At 72.2% G+C, this 20,108-nt stretch carries 17 protein-coding genes; 9 read left to right on the forward strand and 8 right to left on the reverse strand.

From position 1 onward, the window contains the following. Window positions 1-47 precede the first annotated feature (47 nt). Window positions 48-1,184 carry an agmatine/peptidylarginine deiminase gene (locus ACIP5K_RS19415; protein ID WP_401411022.1) on the reverse strand — a complete coding sequence of 379 codons (1,137 nt, stop codon included), beginning with the start codon at window positions 1,182-1,184 and terminating at the stop codon, window positions 48-50. Between the two features lie 98 nt (window positions 1,185-1,282). Further along, entirely contained in the window at window positions 1,283-1,870 is a 588-nt protein-coding gene (locus ACIP5K_RS19420; protein WP_401411023.1) for a TetR/AcrR family transcriptional regulator, read from the reverse strand. Window positions 1,871-2,059: 189 nt separating this feature from the next. On the opposite strand from ACIP5K_RS19420, the gene ACIP5K_RS19425 reads away from it, so the two are divergent. The 7 genes from ACIP5K_RS19425 to ACIP5K_RS19455 all read left to right on the forward strand — a co-directional run bounded on the left by ACIP5K_RS19425 (window position 2,060) and on the right by ACIP5K_RS19455 (window position 9,352). Further along, complete coding sequence (locus ACIP5K_RS19425; RefSeq protein WP_401411024.1) at window positions 2,060-3,067, forward strand: agmatine/peptidylarginine deiminase; 1,008 nt, start codon at window positions 2,060-2,062, stop codon at window positions 3,065-3,067. A 5-nt stretch (window positions 3,068-3,072) separates the two neighbouring features. Continuing rightward, window positions 3,073-4,008 carry a nitrilase-related carbon-nitrogen hydrolase gene (locus tag ACIP5K_RS19430; protein WP_401411025.1) on the forward strand — a complete coding sequence of 312 codons (936 nt, stop codon included), beginning with the start codon at window positions 3,073-3,075 and terminating at the stop codon, window positions 4,006-4,008. Between the two features lie 112 nt (window positions 4,009-4,120). After that, window positions 4,121-5,770, forward strand: coding sequence for an ABC transporter substrate-binding protein (locus ACIP5K_RS19435; protein WP_401411026.1), 1,650 nt, complete (start codon window positions 4,121-4,123; stop codon window positions 5,768-5,770). After that, window positions 5,767-6,717, forward strand: a complete 951-nt coding sequence (locus ACIP5K_RS19440; RefSeq protein WP_401411028.1) for an ABC transporter permease — start codon at window positions 5,767-5,769, stop codon at window positions 6,715-6,717. The genes ACIP5K_RS19435 and ACIP5K_RS19440 overlap by 4 nt, the downstream gene beginning before the upstream one ends. Then, complete coding sequence (locus ACIP5K_RS19445) at window positions 6,714-7,586, forward strand: ABC transporter permease (protein ID WP_401411029.1); 873 nt, start codon at window positions 6,714-6,716, stop codon at window positions 7,584-7,586. Before ACIP5K_RS19440 ends, ACIP5K_RS19445 begins: the two co-directional genes overlap by 4 nt. Window position 7,587: 1 nt before the next feature. Then, window positions 7,588-8,550: an ABC transporter ATP-binding protein gene (locus ACIP5K_RS19450; RefSeq protein WP_401411031.1), complete on the forward strand. Its 963-nt coding sequence runs from the start codon at window positions 7,588-7,590 to the stop codon at window positions 8,548-8,550. Further along, window positions 8,543-9,352: an ABC transporter ATP-binding protein gene (locus ACIP5K_RS19455; protein ID WP_401411033.1), complete on the forward strand. Its 810-nt coding sequence runs from the start codon at window positions 8,543-8,545 to the stop codon at window positions 9,350-9,352. Before ACIP5K_RS19450 ends, ACIP5K_RS19455 begins: the two co-directional genes overlap by 8 nt. A 193-nt stretch (window positions 9,353-9,545) precedes the next feature. Here ACIP5K_RS19455 and ACIP5K_RS19460 read toward each other — a convergent pair whose 3' ends face one another. The 5 genes from ACIP5K_RS19460 to xylB form a co-directional block, all read right to left on the reverse strand. Continuing rightward, complete coding sequence (locus ACIP5K_RS19460; protein ID WP_401411034.1) at window positions 9,546-11,069, reverse strand: aldehyde dehydrogenase family protein; 1,524 nt, start codon at window positions 11,067-11,069, stop codon at window positions 9,546-9,548. A gap of 76 nt (window positions 11,070-11,145) precedes the next feature. After that, window positions 11,146-12,414, reverse strand: coding sequence for a GAF domain-containing protein (locus ACIP5K_RS19465; RefSeq protein ID WP_401411035.1), 1,269 nt, complete (start codon window positions 12,412-12,414; stop codon window positions 11,146-11,148). Window positions 12,415-12,590: 176 nt separating this feature from the next. Beyond that, window positions 12,591-13,202: an N-acetylmuramoyl-L-alanine amidase gene (locus tag ACIP5K_RS19470; protein WP_401411037.1), complete on the reverse strand. Its 612-nt coding sequence runs from the start codon at window positions 13,200-13,202 to the stop codon at window positions 12,591-12,593. 476 nt (window positions 13,203-13,678) lie between these two features. Continuing rightward, window positions 13,679-14,866: an ROK family protein gene (locus ACIP5K_RS19475; protein ID WP_401411039.1), complete on the reverse strand. Its 1,188-nt coding sequence runs from the start codon at window positions 14,864-14,866 to the stop codon at window positions 13,679-13,681. Window positions 14,867-15,176: 310 nt separating this feature from the next. After that, on the reverse strand, window positions 15,177-16,616 hold the full coding sequence (xylB, locus tag ACIP5K_RS19480) for a xylulokinase (protein ID WP_401411041.1): 1,440 nt from the start codon (window positions 16,614-16,616) through the stop codon (window positions 15,177-15,179). 191 nt (window positions 16,617-16,807) lie between these two features. Here xylB and xylA point away from each other — a divergent pair, with 191 nt between their 5' ends. Together xylA and ACIP5K_RS19490 are read left to right on the forward strand one after the other, a co-directional pair. Further along, window positions 16,808-17,974 carry a xylose isomerase gene (gene xylA, locus ACIP5K_RS19485; protein ID WP_401411042.1) on the forward strand — a complete coding sequence of 389 codons (1,167 nt, stop codon included), beginning with the start codon at window positions 16,808-16,810 and terminating at the stop codon, window positions 17,972-17,974. 163 nt (window positions 17,975-18,137) lie between these two features. Continuing rightward, window positions 18,138-18,530, forward strand: a complete 393-nt coding sequence (locus ACIP5K_RS19490; RefSeq protein ID WP_401411043.1) for a hypothetical protein — start codon at window positions 18,138-18,140, stop codon at window positions 18,528-18,530. A gap of 163 nt (window positions 18,531-18,693) precedes the next feature. Here ACIP5K_RS19490 and ACIP5K_RS19495 read toward each other — a convergent pair whose 3' ends face one another. Next, a complete protein-coding gene (locus ACIP5K_RS19495) occupies window positions 18,694-20,055 on the reverse strand; it encodes an esterase-like activity of phytase family protein (protein WP_401411044.1) in 1,362 nt (453 codons plus the stop codon). Between the last annotated feature and the right edge of the window lie 53 nt (window positions 20,056-20,108).

Genomic DNA, 20,108 nt, shown 5'->3' on the forward strand with positions numbered 1-20,108 from the left:
TCATTCTGAAACGATCAGTAAGCAGCACGGGCAGATGCCAGGCGAGATCAGAGGGCCTTCGGTAGTTGCTGGGTGGAGCAGTGAATGCCGCCTCCCCCCTCGCCGAGAGTGTCGACCGGGACTTGGACCACCTCGCGGCCCGGGTACAGGTCCTTCACGATGGACAGGGCGTCCTTGTCCGCGCGTGCGTCGCCGAAGCGGGGCATGATGACTCCGCCGTTGCACACGTAGTAGTTCACGTAGCTCGCGAGGAAGTCCTGGCTGTGGCCGCGCAGATCGGCCGGCTCCGGCAGCTCGACGATCTCCAGGGTCTTGCCGCGGGCGTCACGTGCCTTCGTCAGCACGCTGTGGGCCTGGTCGTAGGCCTTCGTCCAGACGTCGCCGGGGGCGTCCTCGGGCGGGGTGCTCATGACGACGACGCCCGGCTCGCTGAAGCGGGCCAGTGCGTCGATGTGGTAGTCGGTGATGTCGTGTCCCTTCACCCCGGCCACCCAGATCACCGTGGTGACGCCGTACAGGGACTTCATCGCGTCTTCGATGTCCCCGCGTGACTTTCCCGGGTTGCGGTTGTCATTGACCCAGCAGCTCTCCGTGGCCAGCAGGGTGCCTTGACCGTCGATCTCGATGCCGCCGCCCTCGCCGGTGATCGGAGCCTGGATCCTTGCGATCCGCTCGCTGCGGAGGATCTTCCGGGCCACCTGCCCATCGCGGTCGTGCTTCTGCTTGCCTCCCCAGCCGTTGAAGTTGAGGTCGATGCCGGCGATGCCCGATGAGGCGAGCACGAAGTTGGGGCCGGTGTCGCGCATCCACAGGTCGTCGACCGGGACGGCCAGGATGTCGACGTCGGTGCCGCACGCGCGTCGTGCCGTCTTCGCGTCCTGTTCGTTGGCCAGGAGCGTCACGGGTTCGAAAGCTGCGATGGCCCGTGCGATCCCCGCGATGTCCTCGCGTACGCCGGCGGTGTCCGGCCCCCAGATGTCGCGGGTGGGCCACGCCATGTACGTGAGCTCGTGCGGATGCGACTCCTCGGGCATGCGCCAGTGCGCCTGCTCCGAGGGCTGCGTACGGGGGCGCGTGGAGGACAGAGCGCCGCTGCTGTCGCTCTTCGCGCAGGCCGCTGTCCCCGTGGCTGCGAGTGCGGCCGCGAAGGCCGCCTGGAGGGACCGGCGTCTGGACATCTGCATCATGCATCTCCTGACTGAAAATTTAGTCAGTCTCTACGGTAGGCCAAAGGCGGCCTCCTGGCCAGTGACCCCGTCCCTGAAGACCTCGCGCCGGACGGTCAGGGCTGCGTCGGCGCCGGTCCGAGCTCCACGTCGATGGCGCCACGCAGCAGGACGACCGCACGGTCCTGGGCGAGCGAGCCGCTGAGCCAGCGCTCACTGAGTCCTTCGACCAGCGAGGTCAGGCGCTCCGCCGCGGCGTACGGATCGGCGTCGCGGCGGGCCTGCCCGGTCAGCTGGGACGCCTTGATCGACTCCGCGATCTCCTCGACCCACACCTGCGTGGACTGCGCGAGGGTCACCTGCAGATCCGGCTCGAACACGGCGGCAGCGCGCAACTCGCCCCAAGCGGTCGAGTCTTCGCGCACGGTGGGGGAGTCCTGGATTTCCATCAGGAGCTGGTGCTCCAGAAGGCCGCGGGGGCTCTGGTCCCTGGCGGCCGCGGGGTCGGCCGAGTCGCCCGCGCGGTCGTTGACGAACTCCAGGGTGCGGCGCACGAGGCCGGCCCGGTCCTTGAAGTGGTAGTAGAGCAGCGAGGTGGAGACGCCGGCTTCGGCGGCGACCTCTTCCACGCGCAGGCCGCGGACACCCGAGCGGGCGATGGTCCGTACGGCCGCTTCGAGAATGGTGCGCTGGCGATCTGACACTTGTGGGTTCCTCCCTGACGGTTCTTCGCGGCCATTCTCGCCCACCCTGCCGCGGATTCGATCACTTGCACCTCTTGACTGAAAATTCAGTCAGGGTTCATTCTGAGTCGCACCTACTGGATTCCGGCCACCCGTGGTGGCCCGTGAGAGGAGTGCGCCATGTGTGCACAGGCCCTACGAAGCGTGCGCATGCCGGCGGAGTGGGCTCCGCACGAGGGCTGCCTGATGGCCTGGCCCTACCGCGGCGAGCTGTGGGGCGGGCAGCTGGCCGCCGCGCAGAGCGAGTATGTGGCCGTGGCCCGAGCCGTCGCGGAGTTCGAGCCCGTGCTGATGGTGACGGCACCGAGCACGGCCGCGGCGGTGCGCGCGCACTTCACCGCCCGTACGACGGGCCACGACATCGAGGTCGTGGAGCTGCCGCTCGACGATTCGTGGACCCGCGACAGCGGCCCGATCGTCGTCCACGACGACCGCGGCCACCGCCTCGGTGTGGACTTCCGCTTCAACGCCTGGGGCGGCAAGCACTGGCCGTACGACAGCGACGACAAGCTCGCCGCCCTCGTGCTGGACCGGCTCGGCATCGAGCGGATGCACTCGGGCCTGGTCCTCGAAGGCGGGGCGATCACCGTCGACGGCGAAGGCACCCTCATCACCACCGAGCAGTGCCTGCTCCATCCCAACCGCAACCCGCGCGCCGATCGCGCCGCCATCGAGGCCGAACTCGCCCGCACGCTGGGCATTGAGAAGGTGATCTGGCTGCCCTACGGAGGCCTGGAGGACACCGAGACCGACGGACACGTCGACGGCGTCGCCGCCTACATCGCGCCCGGCCGCGTCGTGGTGAGCCTGCCCGACGACGAGTGCCACCCCGACTACGCCCGCATGCGCGCCAACCTCGCCGTGCTGCAAGCCACCCGCGACGCCCGGGGCCGCACGCTCGACATCGTGGTGCTCCCGCAGACCGCCTACGGCGACGCCGACGGCGAGCGCGTCGAGGTCGGCTACCTCAACTTCTACCTGCCCAACGGCGGATGCGTGCTGCCGATCGCCGGACAGCCCCAGGACGCCGAAGCCGCGGAACTGCTGGCCAAAGCCATGCCCGAGCGCAAGGTCGTCCCCGTGCTGACGCCCACCCTCGCGTTCGGCGGCGGCGGCGTGCACTGCATCACCCAGCAGATCCCCACCGAGAGGCGCTGACCACCGTGCACCACGACCTGCTCACCTCGTTCGGAACACCTCTCGGATCCCCCGGCCGCACTCTGGACGCCGACCGCGGCCTGCTGCGCGTCGGCCTCGTCCAGATGGAGTGGAACCCGGATGCCGCCGCGCACGACGAGGCGCTGCGCAGCGGCGTGCGCCGCGCCGCCGCACAGGGCGCGCGCCTTGTCGCCCTGCCGGAGCTGACCCGCTCGCCGTACTTCTGCAACACCGACGACCCCATGGCCCAGGGCGCCGGGCAGTGGGAGGAAGACGTCGAAACCGGCCCCACCGTGCGACTGATCTCGCAGCTGTCGGCCGAGCTCGGCATCCATGTCTCCGCCTCGCTCTACGAGCGGGCGGACGACGGCGGCCTGGGCTACAACACCGCGGTGTGCACCGGGCCCGACGGCCGGTTGATCACCCGTACCCGCAAGAACCACATCCCGGCGTTCCCCGGATACCGCGAAGACCTGTGCTTCCGTCCCGGTGACAGCGACTTCCCCGTCGCTCGGATCGAAGGCGCCCGGTTCGGGTTCCCCACCTGCTGGGACGAATGGTTCCCCGAGCTGGCCCGCACCTACGCCCTGCGCGGCGCGGACATCCTCCTGCACCCCACCGCGATCGGATCCGAACCGCAGATGCCCGCGTTCGACACCCGTCCGATGTGGGAGCACGCCATCAGCGCCAACGGGCTGTCCAACGCCCTGTTCATGGTCGTGCCCAACCGCACCGGCCACGAAGGCACCTCCACCTTCTACGGAGCGTCCTTCATCTCCGACCCGTACGGCCGCGTCATCCTGCGCGGCCCGCGCGATCGCCCCGCCGTCCTGGTGGCCGACCTCGACCTGGACCAGCGGCGCGACTGGCTCGAGTTCGGGCTGATCTCCACCCGCCGGCCCGAGCTGTACGGCGATCTCTCCCGCCCCGTCGACGCCTGACGCCCTCCACGAGGGGCGGGGCCCCACAGGAAGCGGGTGTCCCGCCCCTCGCCCGGCAGGCCCGGCCCGGCCGGTGTCTCCCTGCACGGCCTCCCTGCACGCTGGAGCTCCCATGCCTCAACTCCTGCGCCACCGGCGGAAAGCGCGCGCGCTGCGCAAGGGCGCGCTGCTCACCGCCGTCCTGCTGCTCACCGGCTGCGGCCACCGACAGCCCTTCGGTTCTCCTCCGACCCTGTCCGCCTCCACCCCGCCCGCCCGCGCCGACACCGGCGCGATCCGCTGGGCGCTCTATGCCGAACCACCGGTCCTGGACTACGTCTACGCCTTCGACTATCCGCAGAACACCGTCCTGTCCAACGTCTGCGAGAGCCTGATGCGGCTCACCCCCTCGCTGCGCACGGCACCGGGACTGGCGCGCAGGGCCACCCACCCCGACCCGCTCACCTGGGTCTACGACCTGCGCGGCGGCGTGCGCTTCCAGCACGGCGGCACCCTGACCGCAGAGGACGCCGTGTACTCCCTGCGCCGCCACATGGACAAGAAGACCGGTTCCTACTGGGCCGAGGACTTCAAGAACGTCCGCTCGATCCGCAAGAGCGGGCCGCTCCAGATCACCGTCCGGCTCAAGGCGCCCGACGCCCTCTTCCCCCAGGCCATGGCCAACAGCGCGGGAACCGTCGCCCGTGCGGCCACCATGCGCGCCGAGCACAACCGCTTCGGCACGCCGGACGGCGGCCTCGACTGCACCGGCCCCTACACACTCTCCCGCTGGTCGCGCGGCAGCTCCATCAAGCTGACCCGCTTCGCCGGCTACTGGGGTCGCCCGGCCAGGAACACCTCTGTCACCTTCTCCTTCCTGCCCGACGCCAGCGCCCGCACGAACGCCCTGCTCACCGGCGAGGTCGACGGGACGTACGCCCCTCCGCCGGAATCCCTGGAGCGGCTGAAGGCCAGCGACGAGGGCAAGGTCTATTTCGGCGAGGGCCTCACCACAGTCAATCTGGCTCTCACCCACCTCACGGGCACCCTGCACGACGTCCGCGTACGCAGGGCCCTTTCCCTGGCCCTGGACCGCGCCGGTTTCGCCCGCGTCGCCCTGCACAACTCCGCGACGCCCAGCTCCTCCCTGGTCACCGACGAGACCTGGACCGGGATGCCCGCGGCCGACCGTGCCGCACGCGCACACGACCGGCCCTCCACCCGTCGGAACCTCGACGCGGCGCGGCGCCTGATCCGAGAGGCCGGTGCGGAGGGCAAGAAGATCACCGTCGCGACCAGTCCCATCGGCCCCGACGTCTCCCAGCTCGCCACCGCCGTGCAGGACGCCGGGACCCGCATCGGCCTCGATGTCGACCTGCAGACCATCGCACCCGACGCGTTCACCGCACTGTTCAGCGACGCGCAGGCCCGCAAGGGCATCGACCTGTTCCCCTACACCTACTACCTGTCCCTCAACGACCCGCTCGGCTTCTACACCAACATGCGCACCGGCGAGTTCGAGAACTACGGCGGCTTCTCCTCACCCGCCTACGACCGGCTCTCGGACGCGGCGAGCGCGCGGGACTCGGTGACCGAACGGCGCCGACTGGCCGCACGACTGGAGCGGCTGGCCGACCGCGACCTGCCGGTCATCCCCGTGGCCGCCCTGCCCAACAGCCTCTTCCTGAACAAGCGGATCACCGGCGCCCCCACCACCATCTCCTACCTCTACTACCCCTGGGCCGCCGACATCGGTGCGGCACCACGAAGGACGCGGCCATGATCCGCTTCTTGATCCGGCGCGTGGCCGAACTCCTCGCGACACTCCTCATCGCCTCCTTCCTCATCTTCGCCTCGGTGCAGATCGCCCCGGGCCGCCCCGAGACCTTCCTGCTCGGCGGTCGCGCCGCGAGCCCCGAAGCACTCGCCGCGATCCGTGAGCGCTACCACCTGGGCGACCCCTTCTTCGCCCAGTACGGGCACTGGCTGAGCGGCACCCTCCACGGCGACCTGGGCATCTCCATCCAGTACCGCTCCGACGTGACGTCCCTCATCGCCTCCCGCCTGCCCGTCACCCTCGAACTCCTGGCCCTCTCCACGATGTTGGTCGTCGTCGTGGGCGTCACCCTCGGCACGCTCGGCGCGGTGCGCAGGGGACCCGTCGACACGGCGGTCGGCATCGCCACATCCACCGCGGTCGCCACCCCCTCGTTCGTCGCCGCCATCGCTCTGCTGTCCGTCTTCTCCCTACGGCTCGGCTGGTTTCCCACACTGGGAGCAGGCGACGGCGCCCTCGACACCCTGTGGCATCTGGCACTGCCGGCCGTCGCGCTCGCCCTGCCGTTCATCGGCGTCATCTCCAGCGTGACGCGCGCCGGCGTCATCGAACAGGCAGCCCTGGACCACACCACCGTCGCGCGTGCCCGGGGCGTCCCCGAACGCGTCATCGTCCGGCGCCACCTGCTGCGCGGGGCGCTCGGCGTCATCATCACCCAGAGCGGACTGGCCGTCGCCAACCTCGTGATCTCCACGGTGCTCGTCGAGTACGCCTTCGGCCTCGGCGGCCTGGGCGACCTGCTCGCCAAGTCCGTCACCATCAAGGACTTCCCCGTGGTCCAGGGCGTCTCCCTGCTCATCATCGCCCTGTTCATCAGCGTCAACGCCGTGATCGACCTGGTCCACCCGCTGGTCGACCCCCGTACGACGCTCGGCGAGAGGAGCACCGCATGAGCACCCACACCGCCCCCGTGCCCCTCGCACTGCCGCACCACCGGCTGCTGCACCGCCTGACGACCCGCCGCAACGCGCTGGTCTCGCTCTGTACGGCCTTCCTCGCCGTCGTCACCCTCGCCGCCGTGCTCGCCCCGTGGATCGCCCCCCAGGACCCCAACAGCATCGACTTCTCCACCGCCCTCACCGACCCCTCGGTCCACCGCCTGCTGGGAGGAGACATCAGCGGGCGCGACACGCTCTCCCGCCTTCTGATCGGTGCGCGCACCTCGCTGCTCGGCCCCCTGTTCGTCGTGGTCCTCTCCACCGCCACGGGGCTGCTGATCGGCGTGACCGCGGCCTGGCGCGGCGGCGTCGTCGACACCCTGTTGTCCCGCGGCAGCGAACTCCTGCTGGCGTTCCCCGGGCTGCTGCTGGCGATGCTGCTCGTCGCCCTGTACGGCCGCGGGCTGCTGGCCCCCGTGCTGGCGCTGTCCCTCGCCTACATCCCGTACGTCAGCCGCCTCGCCCGCTCCCTCGCTCTGAGCGAGATGAACAAGCCGTACCTGGCCTCGTACCGCATCCAGGGCTTCTCCGGTCGGTGGGTGTGCCTGCGCCATCTGCTGCCCAACATCCTCGCCGTCGTCCTGGCGCAGTCCTCGGTCAACTTCGGCTACGCCCTCCTCGACCTCGCCTCCCTGTCCTTCCTCGGACTCGGCACATCGCCCCTCGAACCCGACTGGGGAACCATGGTCAACGACGGCCAGAGCGCCATCCTGCAATCCAGCCCCCTGTCGGCCGCCGTCCCCTGTCTGGCCATCGTCCTGACCGTGGTGACCTTCAACGTCGTCAGCGAGCGCATCGCCGACACCGTCGCCCGGAGGTCCTGACATGCCCACCCCCGACAGCGTTCCGGCCCTCCGGTTCGACCACCTCACCCTCCAACTGCCGGGCCAGGCCCGTCCCGTCCTGGCGGGCGTCACCCTCACCGTCGCAGCCGGGGAGACCGTCTCCCTCGTCGGAGAATCGGGCTCGGGCAAGTCACTCACCGCCCGCAGCGCCCTGGGCCTCCTCCCCGCCGGCGCCCGGACCAGCGGCAGCGTCGTCGCGGCCGGCCACTCGGTGCTCACCGCTTCCCCAGGCGAGCTGCGCACCCTGCGCTCCCACCGCGCAGCCATGGTCTTCCAGAACCCCCACGCCGCCATCAACCCCCTGCACCGCATCGAGGACTTCCTCATCGAGTCCGCCCGACACGCGCGGCCCGCTTACACCGACGACCCGTCCGCCCGCGCCCGTGCACTCTGCGATGCCGTCCGGCTGCCCGAGCGGGTCCTGCGCCAATACCCGCACGAGCTGTCCGGCGGCATGCTCCAGCGCGTCGCGATCGCCGCAGCCCTCATGCCCGACCCGCGACTCCTGCTGGCCGACGAACCCACCACCGCCCTGGACGCCACCACCCAGGCGGAGATCATCGCGCTCCTCGCCGAGCTGCGCGACCGCTTCCGCATGGGCCTGCTCTTCATCACCCACGACCTCGACCTCGCCGCCGCCATCAGCGACCGCGTCTGCGTCATGTACGCCGGACGCGTCATCGAGACCGGAACCCCCGACCGTCTCCTCGCCCACCCCCGACACCCCTACACGGCGGCTCTCCTGCAAGCCACGCCCCGCCCGCACCGCAGAGCCGGACACCTCACACCCATCGACGGCAGTCCACCCGACCTCGACACCCCGCTCACCGGCTGCGCCTTCGCACCGCGCTGCGCCCACCGCACCGAGATCTGCCGGCGACAGACGCCGCCCGCGACCCCTGTCGCCTGCCACCACAGCGCCGCATTGGACCTCCATGCCTGAGATCACGACGGACCCACCGCGGCTGGACGTCCGCGGCCTCACCAGACGCTTCGGTGCCTTCTCCGCCGTCGACGACATCACCTTCTCCGTGCCCGTCGGCGGATCGCTCGGCATCGTCGGCGAATCGGGCTCCGGCAAAACCACCGTCGCCCGCCTCGTCACGGGTCTGGACACCCCGACCAGCGGCACGCTCACCATCGACGGACACCCACGTACGCCGCCACGCGGCAAGGCCCAGCGCCTGGCCCGCGCCCGCCAGGTCCAGATCGTCTTCCAGGACCCGCTACAGAGCCTGGACCCGCGGCTGAGCGCACGCCAGGCACTTCGCGAAACGCTGCACCTGCACTACCCCGGCACCGACCGGCCCGCACGCATCGGCGAGCTCCTCGACCAGGTACAGCTCAGCGCACGCGCCGCCGACGCCAGGCCCCGCGACCTGTCGGGAGGCCAGCGTCAGCGCGTCGCCATCGCCCGCGCACTGGCGGTCCGGCCCCGGATCCTCGTCCTGGACGAAGCGGTCGCCGCCCTCGACGTCTCGATCCAGGCGCAGATCCTCAACCTCCTCGCCGACATCCGCGAACAGAGCGCCCTCACCTACCTGTTCATCACCCACGACCTCGGTGTCGTCCGCAGCGTCACCGACGACATCATCGTGATGCGGCACGGGCGCATCGTCGAATCCGGAGCGACGGACGCGATCCTCTCCCGGCCCAGCACCCCCTACGCACAACTGTTGCTGGCCTCGGTCCCGGGCCCAGGCTGGGACCCTCAAGGGGCCCTGGAGGCACACAGACAGGCTTGAGATGCACCGGCGCCGACGCCTCGGTCCGCACGCTTGCCGGGCTCGTCGGGGAGAACTCCTCTGCCTTCAGCCACGTCGTCGCCCCGTACCGGCCCTGACCGGCCGAGCCCGTCCCGCTCGCCAATCGGGGTCAACTCCCCTTCTCCTAAGGGGCAGGGGAGTTGACCCCGAGTCGGGCGTCTCCTCTTGCGCCCTAGAAGAAGCCGAGCTTCTGTGCCGAGTAGGAGACCAGGAGGTTCTTCGTCTGCTGGTAGTGGTCCAGCATCATCTTGTGGTTCTCACGGCCGATGCCCGACTGCTTGTAGCCGCCGAACGCCGCGTGCGCCGGGTACGCGTGGTAGCAGTTGGTCCAGACGCGGCCCGCCTGGATCGCCCGGCCCGCGCGGTACGCCGTGTTGATGTCGCGCGTCCACACACCGGCGCCCAGCCCGTACAGGGTGTCGTTGGCGATCTTGATGGCGTCGTCGTAGTCGGCGAACGAGGCCACCGAGACGACCGGGCCGAAGATCTCCTCCTGGAAGATGCGCATGCGGTTGCTGCCCTCGAAGATCGTGGGCTGGACGTAATAGCCGCCCGCCAACTCCCCGTCGTACTCGATGCGCTGGCCGCCCGAGAGGACCTTCGCACCCTCCTGCTGGCCGATGTCCAGGTAGGAGAGGATCTTCTGGAGCTGGTCGTTGGAGGCCTGCGCGCCGATCATCGTGTCGGTGTCCAGGGGGTGGCCGGTCTTGATGGCCTCGGTGCGGGCGATCGCCGCGTCGATGAACTCGCTGTAGTGGCCCTGCTGGATCAGCGCCCGCGAGGGGCAGGTGCACACCTCGCCCTGGTTGAGGGCGAACATCGTGAAGCCCTCGAGAGCCTTGTCGCGGAAGTCGTCGTCCTTGGCCCACACGTCGTCGAAGAAGATGTTCGGGCTCTTGCCGCCGAGCTCCAGCGTGACCGGCTTGATGTTCTCCGAGGCGTACTGCATGATCAGCCGGCCCGTCGTGGTCTCGCCGGTGAAGGCGACCTTCGCCACCCGCGGGGACGACGCCAGCGGCTTGCCCGCCTCGACGCCGAAGCCGTTGACGATGTTGACGACGCCCGGCGGCAGCAGGTCCTTGACCAGGTCCATCAGGACGTGGATCGACGCCGGGGTCTGCTCGGCCGGCTTGATGACGACCGCGTTGCCCGCCGCCAGCGCGGGTGCGAGCTTCCAGGTCGCCATCAGGATCGGGAAGTTCCACGGGATGATCTGCGCGACGACGCCGAGCGGCTCGTGGAAGTGGTACGCGACCGTGTCGTCGTCGATCTCGGACAGGCTGCCCTCCTGCGCCCGGACCGCGCCCGCGAAATAGCGGAAGTGGTCGATCGCCAGCGGGATGTCGGCGGCCAGCGTCTCGCGGACCGGCTTGCCGTTCTCCCAGCTCTCCGCGACCGCGAGGAGTTCGAGGTTCTGCTCCATACGGTCGGCGATCTTCAGGAGGATGTCGCCGCGGGCACCGGGCGACGTGCGCCCCCAGGCCGGCGCGGCGGCGTGCGCGGCGTCGAGCGCGCGCTCCACGTCCTCGGCGGTGCCGCGCGCGATCTCGGTGAACGGCTGACCGTTGACCGGACTCGGGTTCTCGAAGTACTGCCCCCGCGCCGGCGGCACGTACTCACCGCCGATGAAGTGGTCGTAGCGGGCCTCGTAGGAGACGACGGAGCCCTGGGTGCCGGGGGCCGCGTAGCGGGTCATGGTGAGGTGCCTCCTGTCTCGGCTGCCCGCCGTTGGGCAGCTTGCGCTCAGGAGGCTAGGGAGCCGGACGTTGCAGCTACGTTGCGTACGGGCCCCGCGCGCCCAGCTCCTCGTCGAGCGCCGCGAGCCGGGCCAGGACCGGCGGCGACGGCCGGACCGCCGCCAGGGCCTGCCAGACACCGAGGTCGTCCTCGCCCCACGGGGCGTGCGCCCAGTCGGCGAGCAGGTCGGGGTCGCCGCGGGCGATGAGGGCGGCGCGCAGCCCGTCCGCGAGCCTGCGCCGGGCGCGGGCCACCGCCGGGGCCTGCGACGCGGGCAGCAGCGGACCCGAGTACGCGGAGGCGGCGGCCGTCACCGCACCCGAGCCGAGACGGCGCTCCACCGTGTCGGCATCCGACTCGACAGGGGCCGTCAGACGGTAGGGGCGCGAGGTGAGCAGCCCGGGCCCCAGGACCCGGCGCAGGCGCGCCAGTTCGGCGCGCAGCGTCACCGGGGTCACGGACTCGTCCTCGTACAGCTGACACAACAGTTCGTCACCGGTCAGGCCCTCCGGGTGGCGGGACAGCAGCACGAGCAGTTCGCTGTGGCGGCGGCTGAGGCGGAGCTTGTGTCCGGCCGGGGTGAGCAGCAGCGCCTCGTCACGGCCGAGGACGGTCAGCCGCAGGGCGCGGTCGGTCGCGGCCGGCGGGGCCAGCAGAGCGAGCTGGGACTCGGCGGCGCGCGCCACCGCCTGCACGAACGCCAGACTGTGCGGATGCGCGAGCCGGTCGCCGCCCGTGATGTCGACGGCGCCCAGCAGACGTCCGGTGCGCGGATCGTGCACCGGCGCCGCCGCGCACGTCCACGGCTGCACCTCGCGGATGAAGTGCTCGGCGGCGAACACCTGCACCGCCCGGTCCACGGCGACCGCCGTGCCCGGCGCGTTCGTGCCCATCGCCGACTCCGACCAGCGGGCACCCGGCACGAAGTTCATCCGGCCCGCCCGCCGCCGCGCACCCTTGTGCCCCTCGACCCACAGCAGTCTGCCCTGCGCGTCGCACACGGCCAGAAGGTGCTCGCCGTCGGTCGCGAACGTGCCCATCAGCTCCCGGAACAGCGGCATCACCCCGGCCAGCGGATGCTGCGCCCGGTACGCGCTCAGCTCCCCGTCGGTCAGCTCGACGGCCGCCGAGTCGTCCGGGCTGACGTGCGCACCCGCCGAGCGGCGCCAGGACGCGGCGACCACCGGCCGCACCGGACGGACGACGGTGCCCGCCGCGGTGAACCGGTCGTGGGCACGGCGCAGCGCCCGTACCCGCTCGGACGCGTCGGCGCCCGACTCCAGGGCGACCCATGGATCGGTCAACGCTGCCTCCCCGAGACATTCCTGACGACTGACGACAGTGGGGACATCGTCACCCCGGGGAGGGAGGCCGACAAGGAGCGCGGCGCCGATCTCGTGAGCCGGCACATGCCGCACACGGGCGTGAAGACCGGCCGCACCCGGCCCGGCGCGGTCGCCCGGTGTCTACGGTGTGCCGGTCAGGCCATGTTGACCAGGCGGATGTAGCGCGTCCAATCCCAGTTCGGCCCCGGGTCCGTGTGGTCGGTGCCGGGCACCTCCACGTGCCCGAGGATGTGCTCGCGGTCGGCCGGGATCCCGTAGCGCGCGCAGATCGACGCGGTCAGGGCCGCCGACCGCTCGTACAGCGCGTCCGTGAAGTACTGCGGCTTGTCCACCCAGCCCTCGTGCTCGATGCCGATGCTGCGCGTGTTGTAGTCCCAGTTCCCCGCGTGCCAGGCGATGTTCTTCTCGCGCACGCACTGGGCGATGTGCCCGTCGGAGGACCGGACGACGTAGTGCGCGGATACCTTCTTGGCCGGGTTCTTGAAGATGGCGAGGGCGTCGGCCCAGGTCTCCTGCGTGACGTGCACGATCACATAGTCGATCGGGTACGCGGTGGGCCGGCTGGACGCCGTGTAGTTGGACGTGCTGGCCGGGACGGACTCGGCCGAGGGGTAGTCCACCGCGGCGGCCGCCGCGTGGGCACTGCCCGTCGCCAGGAGGGAACCGGGGACGGCGGCGAGCGCCCCGGCCTGGAGGAGACGGCGGCGGGTGGTGCCTGCGGTGAGGGGGTGTCTGGTGCGGTCCATGGCGATCCTGCCTTTCGACTGGCGCGGACGGTGGGGGAGAGGGGGAGGTGGAGGGGGGAGGGGAGGGGAGGGGGAGAACCGATGGGGGTCTTCTACGGGATACGGGTCTACGGGCCACGGGCCACGGGGCACGGGCCTACGGGGCTATGGGCTCGGCAGAGCCCGGGCCCGCGGCGGCCCCTCTGGTCGTGCTTCCCGCGGTGTCCCCCGACACAGGAAACTCCCTTCCCGTGCGCACGCCGCCACCCGCCGGACGGACGGGAGCACGGCGCCTCGCGTGAAGTACGGTACGGCGCCCGCGGGTTGGGGCGGAAGGGGGTACGGCCGATCTGTGGACAACCCGCGCGATGTGAATAACTGCATGTCAGAGGGGCGTCAGAGGTTCGGACCACTGGCGGTCCGCAGGGGGCCGGCGGACGCCGACGGCCACGCGTGCCGCCCGCTTGTTCCCGCCCGTACCGGCCCGCGTCGACGTCTTACCCCACCGCACCCACCGGATCGTCCAGCACCGCGCGCACCACGGAGTGCGCCGCGCCCAGCAACGGCCCATCGGGGCCGAGCGCCGACACCAGCACGCCGTCCGCCGGAGCGGCCCGCCTCCGGGTCAACTCGCGCTCCAGCGGCGGCAGGAGCCAGGGCGCGAGCCGGGACAGGGCGCCGCCGAGGACCACGGCCCGGGGATCGAGGAGGTTCACCGCGCCGGTCAGCGCGATCCCGAGCGCGGTGCCGGCGCCACGCAGCGCCTTGCGGGTGGCGGTGTCGCCGTCCCCGGCCCGCTCGGCCAGTAGCGAGACCCGGTCGGGCCCCGGCGCGATGCCCGCCGCGCGCAGCACCGCCCCCTCGCCCGCGTACTGCTCCAGGCAGCCCCGCCCGCCGCACGGACACGCCGGGCCCTCCGGCCGCACCGGCACATGGCCCAGCTCGCCGGCGAACCCGCGCGTGCCGCGCAGCAGCCGCCCGTCCACGACGAGCGCGGCACCGATGCCGATCTCGGCCGACACGTGCAGGAAGTCGGCGGGGGAGCCGTCGGCGAGCCACAGCTCGGCCAGGGCGCCGAAGTTCGCCTCGTTGTCGACCGTCAGCGGCGCGTCCACGGGCAGCAGTGCGGCGACGTCCGTGTCGTGCCAGTCGAGGTTCGGGGCGCGCACGACGGTGTGCGTGTCGCGTCCCACCAGGCCGGGCACCGCCACCGCGAGCCCCGCCGGACGCAGTCCCGCCTCCCGCGCCTGCACGCTCACCTGGTCCACGAGCCGGGCGAGTTCGGCCAGGACCGGCTTCGGCGCGCGGCCCCGGTTGTCGACGCGGCGCTCGGCACGCGCGCGTACCGTGCCGCTCAGGTCGACGGCGCACACCGCGAGATGGTCCACGCCCACCTCGGCCCCGAGCCCGGCGGGGCCCCGGCCGCTGACCGCGAGCGCGGAGCCGGGCCGGCCGACGCCGCCGGGCCGCTGCGGACCCAGCTCCTCCAGGAGACCGGCCCGGGTCAGCTCGTCGACGAGGGTGGAGACCGCGGCCCGGGTCAGCCCGATCCGCTGGGCCACCATCGCCCGCGACAACGGCCCCTCGGCGGCCACCGTGTGCAGCACCCGGGACAGATTGCGGCGGCGCATGGCCTGCTGGGTGTCCGGCGTCCCCGGGCGCGGCCGGTGCAGAGGTGCGGTCATGCGCACATCGTCGCAGGGCCTGCCAGGACACCCGGGTCCGGGCCGGACACCGCCGGACCCCGGCGGCTCACTCTCGGGCCCGGAGCGCACGCTTCCGCGTCCCGGTGGTTCATCGCCGGAACACGGCCGGGCTCCTCCGCGTCCCGGTGGTTCATCGTCGGGCCTCGGCTGGGCTCCTCCGTGTCCCGGTGGTTCATCGTCGGGCCTCGGCTGGGCTCCTCCGTGTCCCCGTGGTTCATCGCCGGGCCCCGGCCAGGCTCCTCCGCGTCGCGGCCGTCCTCGGCCGGGATCGAACCCGCCCGCCTCACCCCTACCCCAGGAGCGGCGCCGCGTCGGCCAGGACGCCGGAGATCCGGGCCATCGTCGCGTCGTCCCGGGGTACGGGGTCGAGGACCGGGCCGCGCGCCGTGTCCCAGCGCCGGGCCACGGCGGCCGGGTCCTCGCCGGTGAGCAGACCGGCCGCCTGGGCCGCCGCGCCGAGCGCCACCAGCTCGCGGGCCTCGGGCACCTGGACGCCGCGCCCCGACAGCCGCCGTACCGTCTCCTGCCACGCGGTGCCCCGCGCACCGCCGCCGATGAGCAGCAGCGGAGCGGCCGGATCGGCGTCCCCCGCATCGCCTTCGAGCACCCGGTCCAGCGCTGCGAGCAGCGCGTGCACGGCGCCGTCGTACGCGGCCTGGAGGAGCTGCCCGCCCGTCGTGTCGTGCCGCAGACCGGTGAGCAGGCCGGAGGCGTCCGGCAGCGCGGGGGTCCGCTCCCCGTCGAGGTAGGGCAGGACGGTCGCCGTGCCGCCCCCCTCCACCGCCTCCCGGTCGAGGCCGAGCAGCGCCGCGATCCGGTCCACGGCGAGCGTGCAGTTCAGGGTGCAGGCCAGCGGCAGCCAGTCGCCGCGCGCGTCCGCGAACCCGGCGACCGTGCCCGACGGATCCGCCGGCCGCTTCCGCGACACCGCGTACACCGTCCCGGACGTGCCGAGGCTGAGCACGGGGGTGCCCGGCAGCAGCCCGAGGCCGAGCGCGGCGGCGGCGTTGTCCCCGGTCCCGGCGGCCACCAGCGTGCCGTGGGAGAACGGCAGGTCGCCCGCGCTGTCGCGGACCGTCCCCGCCACCTCGCCCGGCCCCACCACCCTCGGCAGCAGCGCCGGATCGAGCCCCACCCGGTCCAGCAGGTCCGCGTCGTACCCCTCGGCCGACGCCGCCCACCACCCCGTACCGGACGCGTCGCCGCGATCCGTCGTGCCGGTGCCGGTCAGCCGCCCGGTCAGATAGTCGTGGGGCAGGCGTACCGCGGTCGTCGCCCGCACCGCCTCCGGTTCGTGCTCGGCCAGCCACGCCCACTTCGAGACCGTGAAGGAGGCGCCCGGAACGCTGCCGAACCGCTCCGCCCACACCTCCGGCCCGCCCAGCTCCGCCACCAGCCGACGCGCCTGCGGCGCCGAGCGCACGTCGTTCCACAGCAGCGCCGGACGCACCGGACGCCCCTGCGCGTCCAGCGTCACCAGACCGTGCTGCTGCCCGCCGACCGAGACCGCGGACGCCCGCCGGGCCGCGTCCCCGCACTGGGCGACGGCCTCGCGCAACGCCCGGTACCACTCCTCGGGATCGCTCTCGCGGCCCGCGCCCGTCGTCACCGTGTGCGGCGCCTGCCCGCTCGCCACAGCCGTGCCGGTGGCGGCGTCGACGACCAGGGCCTTGGTGGATTGCGTGGAACTGTCGATCCCTACGACGAGGGGACCCTCGGCAGCGGACATGCGGCTCTCCTGACGTGAACGAACGGGTACGACCGGCTCGGGTGACGGGCCCGGCGCGAGGCTCGCGCGAACTCGTCCCCGTGCTGACCCTTCCCAGCGGCGTGCCCGCATACTAATTTGTAAAGCGCCATGACGAAATGGCTGTGCGGCGTGCGCCGCCGCACACCGGGCAACGGCGAGGGAGCCGCGAGATGACGTACCAGCCCACTCCCGACGACAAGTTCAGCTTCGGCCTGTGGACCGTCGGCTGGCAGGGCCGCGACCCGTTCGGTGATGCCACCCGGCCCGCGCTCGACCCGGTCGAGTCGGTGCGGCGGCTGTCCGAACTCGGCGCGTACGGCGTCACGTTCCACGACGACGACCTGATTCCGTTCGGTGCGTCCGAGACCGAGCGCGAGTCGCACGTCAAGCGGTTCCGGCAGGCGCTCGACGCGACCGGCATCGTGGTGCCGATGGCCACGACGAACCTGTTCACGCACCCGGTCTTCAAGGACGGCGGCTTCACCGCCAACGACCGTGACGTGCGCCGGTACGCGCTGCGCAAGACGATCCGCAACATCGACCTGGCCGCCGAGCTGGGCGCGCGGACCTATGTCGCGTGGGGCGGCCGCGAGGGTGCCGAGTCCGGGGGTGCCAAGGACGTGCGGGACGCGCTGGACCGGATGAAGGAGGCCTTCGACCTGCTCGGTGAGTACGTCGTCGAGCAGGGCTACGACCTGAGGTTCGCGATCGAGCCCAAGCCCAACGAGCCGCGCGGCGACATCCTCCTGCCCACCATCGGCCACGCCCTCGCCTTCATCGAGCGCCTGGAACGGCCCGAGATGTACGGCGTGAACCCGGAGGTCGGCCACGAGCAGATGGCGGGCCTGAACTTCCCGCACGGCATCGCGCAGGCGCTGTGGGCGGGCAAGCTGTTCCACATCGACCTCAACGGCCAGACCGGCATCAAGTACGACCAGGACCTGCGGTTCGGCGGCGGCGATCTGCGCGCCGCGTTCTGGCTGGTCGACCTGTTGGAGAACTCCGACTACGCGGGCCCGCGCCACTTCGACTTCAAGCCGCCGCGCACCGAGGACATCGACGGCGTCTGGGCCTCCGCCGCGGGCTGCATGCGCAACTACCTGATCCTCAAGGAGCGCGCTGCCGCCTTCCGCGCCGACCCCGAGGTGCAGGAGGCGCTGCGGGCCGCGCGCCTGGACGAACTCGCGCAGCCCACGGCGGCCGACGGACTGGCGGCGCTGCTCGCCGACCGGAGCGCGTTCGAGGAGTTCGACGTAACGGCGGCGGCCGAGCGCGGCATGGCCTTCGAGCGCCTCGACCAGCTGGCGATGGACCACCTGCTGGCCGCACGCGGCTGACGCGACTGCCCCGCACCGGGGCGACCTCCCCGAGAGGCTCCCAGAGGCCCCGCGGGGACCCGGGGAAATCCGAGTAACCCCCGAGAAGCCTCCGATCCGAGAGGTTCTTCAAGGGGTGCCGAAGGGGTCGCGCGTCGGTCCGCCGACGGGCGACCCTGGGGGCATGGCCACGCCGCCCCTGCCTCCGCAGCCGCCCGGCCCGCCACCGCCACCCGAGGGGAACGGCTTCGGCGGGCCGCCGGCCGACGGGCCTCCGCCGGGTGCGGGGGCCCGTCGCTTCCAGGCCGTCGCCGCGATCGTGGCCGTCGTCGTGATCGCCGTGCTCGCCGTCATGCTGGTGACGCGCCCGGGCTCGTCGGGAGGCGGCGCCGACAGGCCCTCGCCGGAGCGCGGCAGCGCTGGGGCCACGCGGTCATCGTCACCGGGCCTGCCGAGCGGGCTGCCCAGCGGCGTACCCAGCGAGATACCGAGTGAGCTGCCCAGCGGCCTGCCGTCGACGATCCCGACGGAGCTGCCCGACGACCTGCCGAGCGGACTGCTGCCGAGCGACCTCTAGAGCGGCTCTCTTCAAGCTCCCGATCCTGCGGGCCTGCGGCGTGCGGCACCCCGGCGCCCTCCTTGCCGGCCGCGGGCGACGCCGACTCCGACGCCGACGGGCGACGCCGACGGCGACGGACGGCGCCGACGCCGACGCCCCGTGCTCTCCCGCCCCGACCGTCCTACAACGCGCCCTTGGGCAGCTTCACGTACGTCACCCGCGTCTCGATCCCGCTGTCCACGAGCCGCCCGTTCGTGTCGAACGCCCCCGTGCCGTCGGTCATCCCGAAGTCGTTGTCGTTGATCAGGGCCAGCGTGCGGTGCCCGACGACGGCCACCCCCTCGATCTTGTCCTGCACGCCGTCCACGGTGTTCAGGTCGACCACGAGCCGCTTCCCGAGCACCGGCACCTCGGCGGCGGCGGGGTCGTCGAGCTGTTCGAGGGACGGCGAGGTCGTCGCGTCGTCCCACCGGTCGCCCAGGATGTCGGCGCCCCGCGTGAGCCGCACCTCCTGGAGACGGGCCGCCTTGTCGGTGCGCTCCTCCACGAGCAGCCGGTCCCTGCCGAGCGCCACGACCGAGGAGATCTTCAGCTCGGAGGTGTCGTCCTCGCCCGGGTCGACGTCCCCCACCGCGTCGAAGCGGTACGCGTATTCGGCGGTGACGGCCTTCTTCTTGGGGGAGAAGCGGAACAGCCGGGTGGTGCGCGAGGCGTCCCCGGCGGCCCCGTCGGGCAGGGACAGCGGGCTCTGGAGCGCCATCACCAGCTCGCCGTTCGAGAGCTGGGCCAGCCCCTCGAAGCCACGGTTGATCTTCCGGTGCAGGAGGACCGACGGCAGCGCCTCCACCACCGGATAGCCGGCGCCCTTCAGACCGAGGCCCTTGGGCACGTAGCGGGTGAGGACCGTGCCGTGCGCCGACACGTGCACGAGGGAGGGGCCGTACTCGTCGACCAGCCAGAAGGTGCCGTCGGCGGCCCGCACGATGCCCTCGGTGTCCAGCCCGTCCGGGTCGAAGGAGAGCGGGGACCGCGCGTCGTACGTGTACGGCTTCTCGTCGCGGCCCTCCTGGTTCGACAGACCCGTGACGGCCTTGCCGGACCGGGTGGTGATCGGCAGGGCGTCGAGCACCTTCACCCGGTCGCCGGTGACGCGGATCTTCACGATCGTCGGATCGAAGCCGGGCACGGGGAACGTGCGGCGCTTGGTGCCGTCGACCTTGATCTGCCCGTTCGGGCCGCGGTCGGTGACCGTCCAGAACTCGCCCCGGCGGCCCGCCGGATAGATGTCGGAGCCGATCCCGCCGAGGTCGACCCCGCGGTCGTCGGCGACCGAACCCGGCAGCAGCCCGTTGCTGAAGTCGCCGAGCGGCAGATCGCCGAGCGTGGCGCCACCGATGACCTCGGCCGCGCCGTGTGCCGTGCCGGGAACGGCGGGGGCACCCGTCGCGGTCCCGGCGACGGCGAGCGCGGCCAGTGCCGCGAGGGGCACACCCGCGGCGACGGTGCGGCGGACGCGGCGGGAACCGGGGACGAGCGGGGACATGGAGCCTCCTGGAACACGAGAACGCGGGAAACACGGGAAACACGGGAACGGCG

Origin of the sequence: Streptomyces sp. NPDC088785 (assembly GCF_044750685.1) — a bacterium.
In the GTDB taxonomy this organism is placed as follows: domain Bacteria; phylum Actinomycetota; class Actinomycetes; order Streptomycetales; family Streptomycetaceae; genus Streptomyces.

Bases quoted from the DNA above. Each gene is read 5' to 3' on its own strand.
- ACIP5K_RS19440 (WP_401411028.1), top strand. From the start codon at position 5,767: ATGATCCGCTTCTTGATCCGGCGCGTGGCCGAACTCCTCGCGACACTC.
- ACIP5K_RS19445 (WP_401411029.1), top strand. From the start codon at position 6,714: ATGAGCACCCACACCGCCCCCGTGCCCCTCGCACTGCCGCACCACCGG.
- ACIP5K_RS19435 (WP_401411026.1), top strand. From the start codon at position 4,121: ATGCCTCAACTCCTGCGCCACCGGCGGAAAGCGCGCGCGCTGCGCAAG.
- xylA (WP_401411042.1), top strand. From the start codon at position 16,808: ATGACGTACCAGCCCACTCCCGACGACAAGTTCAGCTTCGGCCTGTGG.
- ACIP5K_RS19460 (WP_401411034.1), bottom strand. From the start codon at position 11,069: ATGACCCGCTACGCGGCCCCCGGCACCCAGGGCTCCGTCGTCTCCTAC.
- ACIP5K_RS19425 (WP_401411024.1), top strand. From the start codon at position 2,060: ATGCCGGCGGAGTGGGCTCCGCACGAGGGCTGCCTGATGGCCTGGCCC.
- ACIP5K_RS19415 (WP_401411022.1), bottom strand. From the start codon at position 1,184: ATGCAGATGTCCAGACGCCGGTCCCTCCAGGCGGCCTTCGCGGCCGCA.
- ACIP5K_RS19455 (WP_401411033.1), top strand. From the start codon at position 8,543: ATGCCTGAGATCACGACGGACCCACCGCGGCTGGACGTCCGCGGCCTC.
- ACIP5K_RS19490 (WP_401411043.1), top strand. From the start codon at position 18,138: ATGGCCACGCCGCCCCTGCCTCCGCAGCCGCCCGGCCCGCCACCGCCA.
- xylB (WP_401411041.1), bottom strand. From the start codon at position 16,616: ATGTCCGCTGCCGAGGGTCCCCTCGTCGTAGGGATCGACAGTTCCACG.
- ACIP5K_RS19450 (WP_401411031.1), top strand. From the start codon at position 7,588: ATGCCCACCCCCGACAGCGTTCCGGCCCTCCGGTTCGACCACCTCACC.
- ACIP5K_RS19495 (WP_401411044.1), bottom strand. From the start codon at position 20,055: ATGTCCCCGCTCGTCCCCGGTTCCCGCCGCGTCCGCCGCACCGTCGCC.
- ACIP5K_RS19470 (WP_401411037.1), bottom strand. From the start codon at position 13,202: ATGGACCGCACCAGACACCCCCTCACCGCAGGCACCACCCGCCGCCGT.
- ACIP5K_RS19475 (WP_401411039.1), bottom strand. From the start codon at position 14,866: ATGACCGCACCTCTGCACCGGCCGCGCCCGGGGACGCCGGACACCCAG.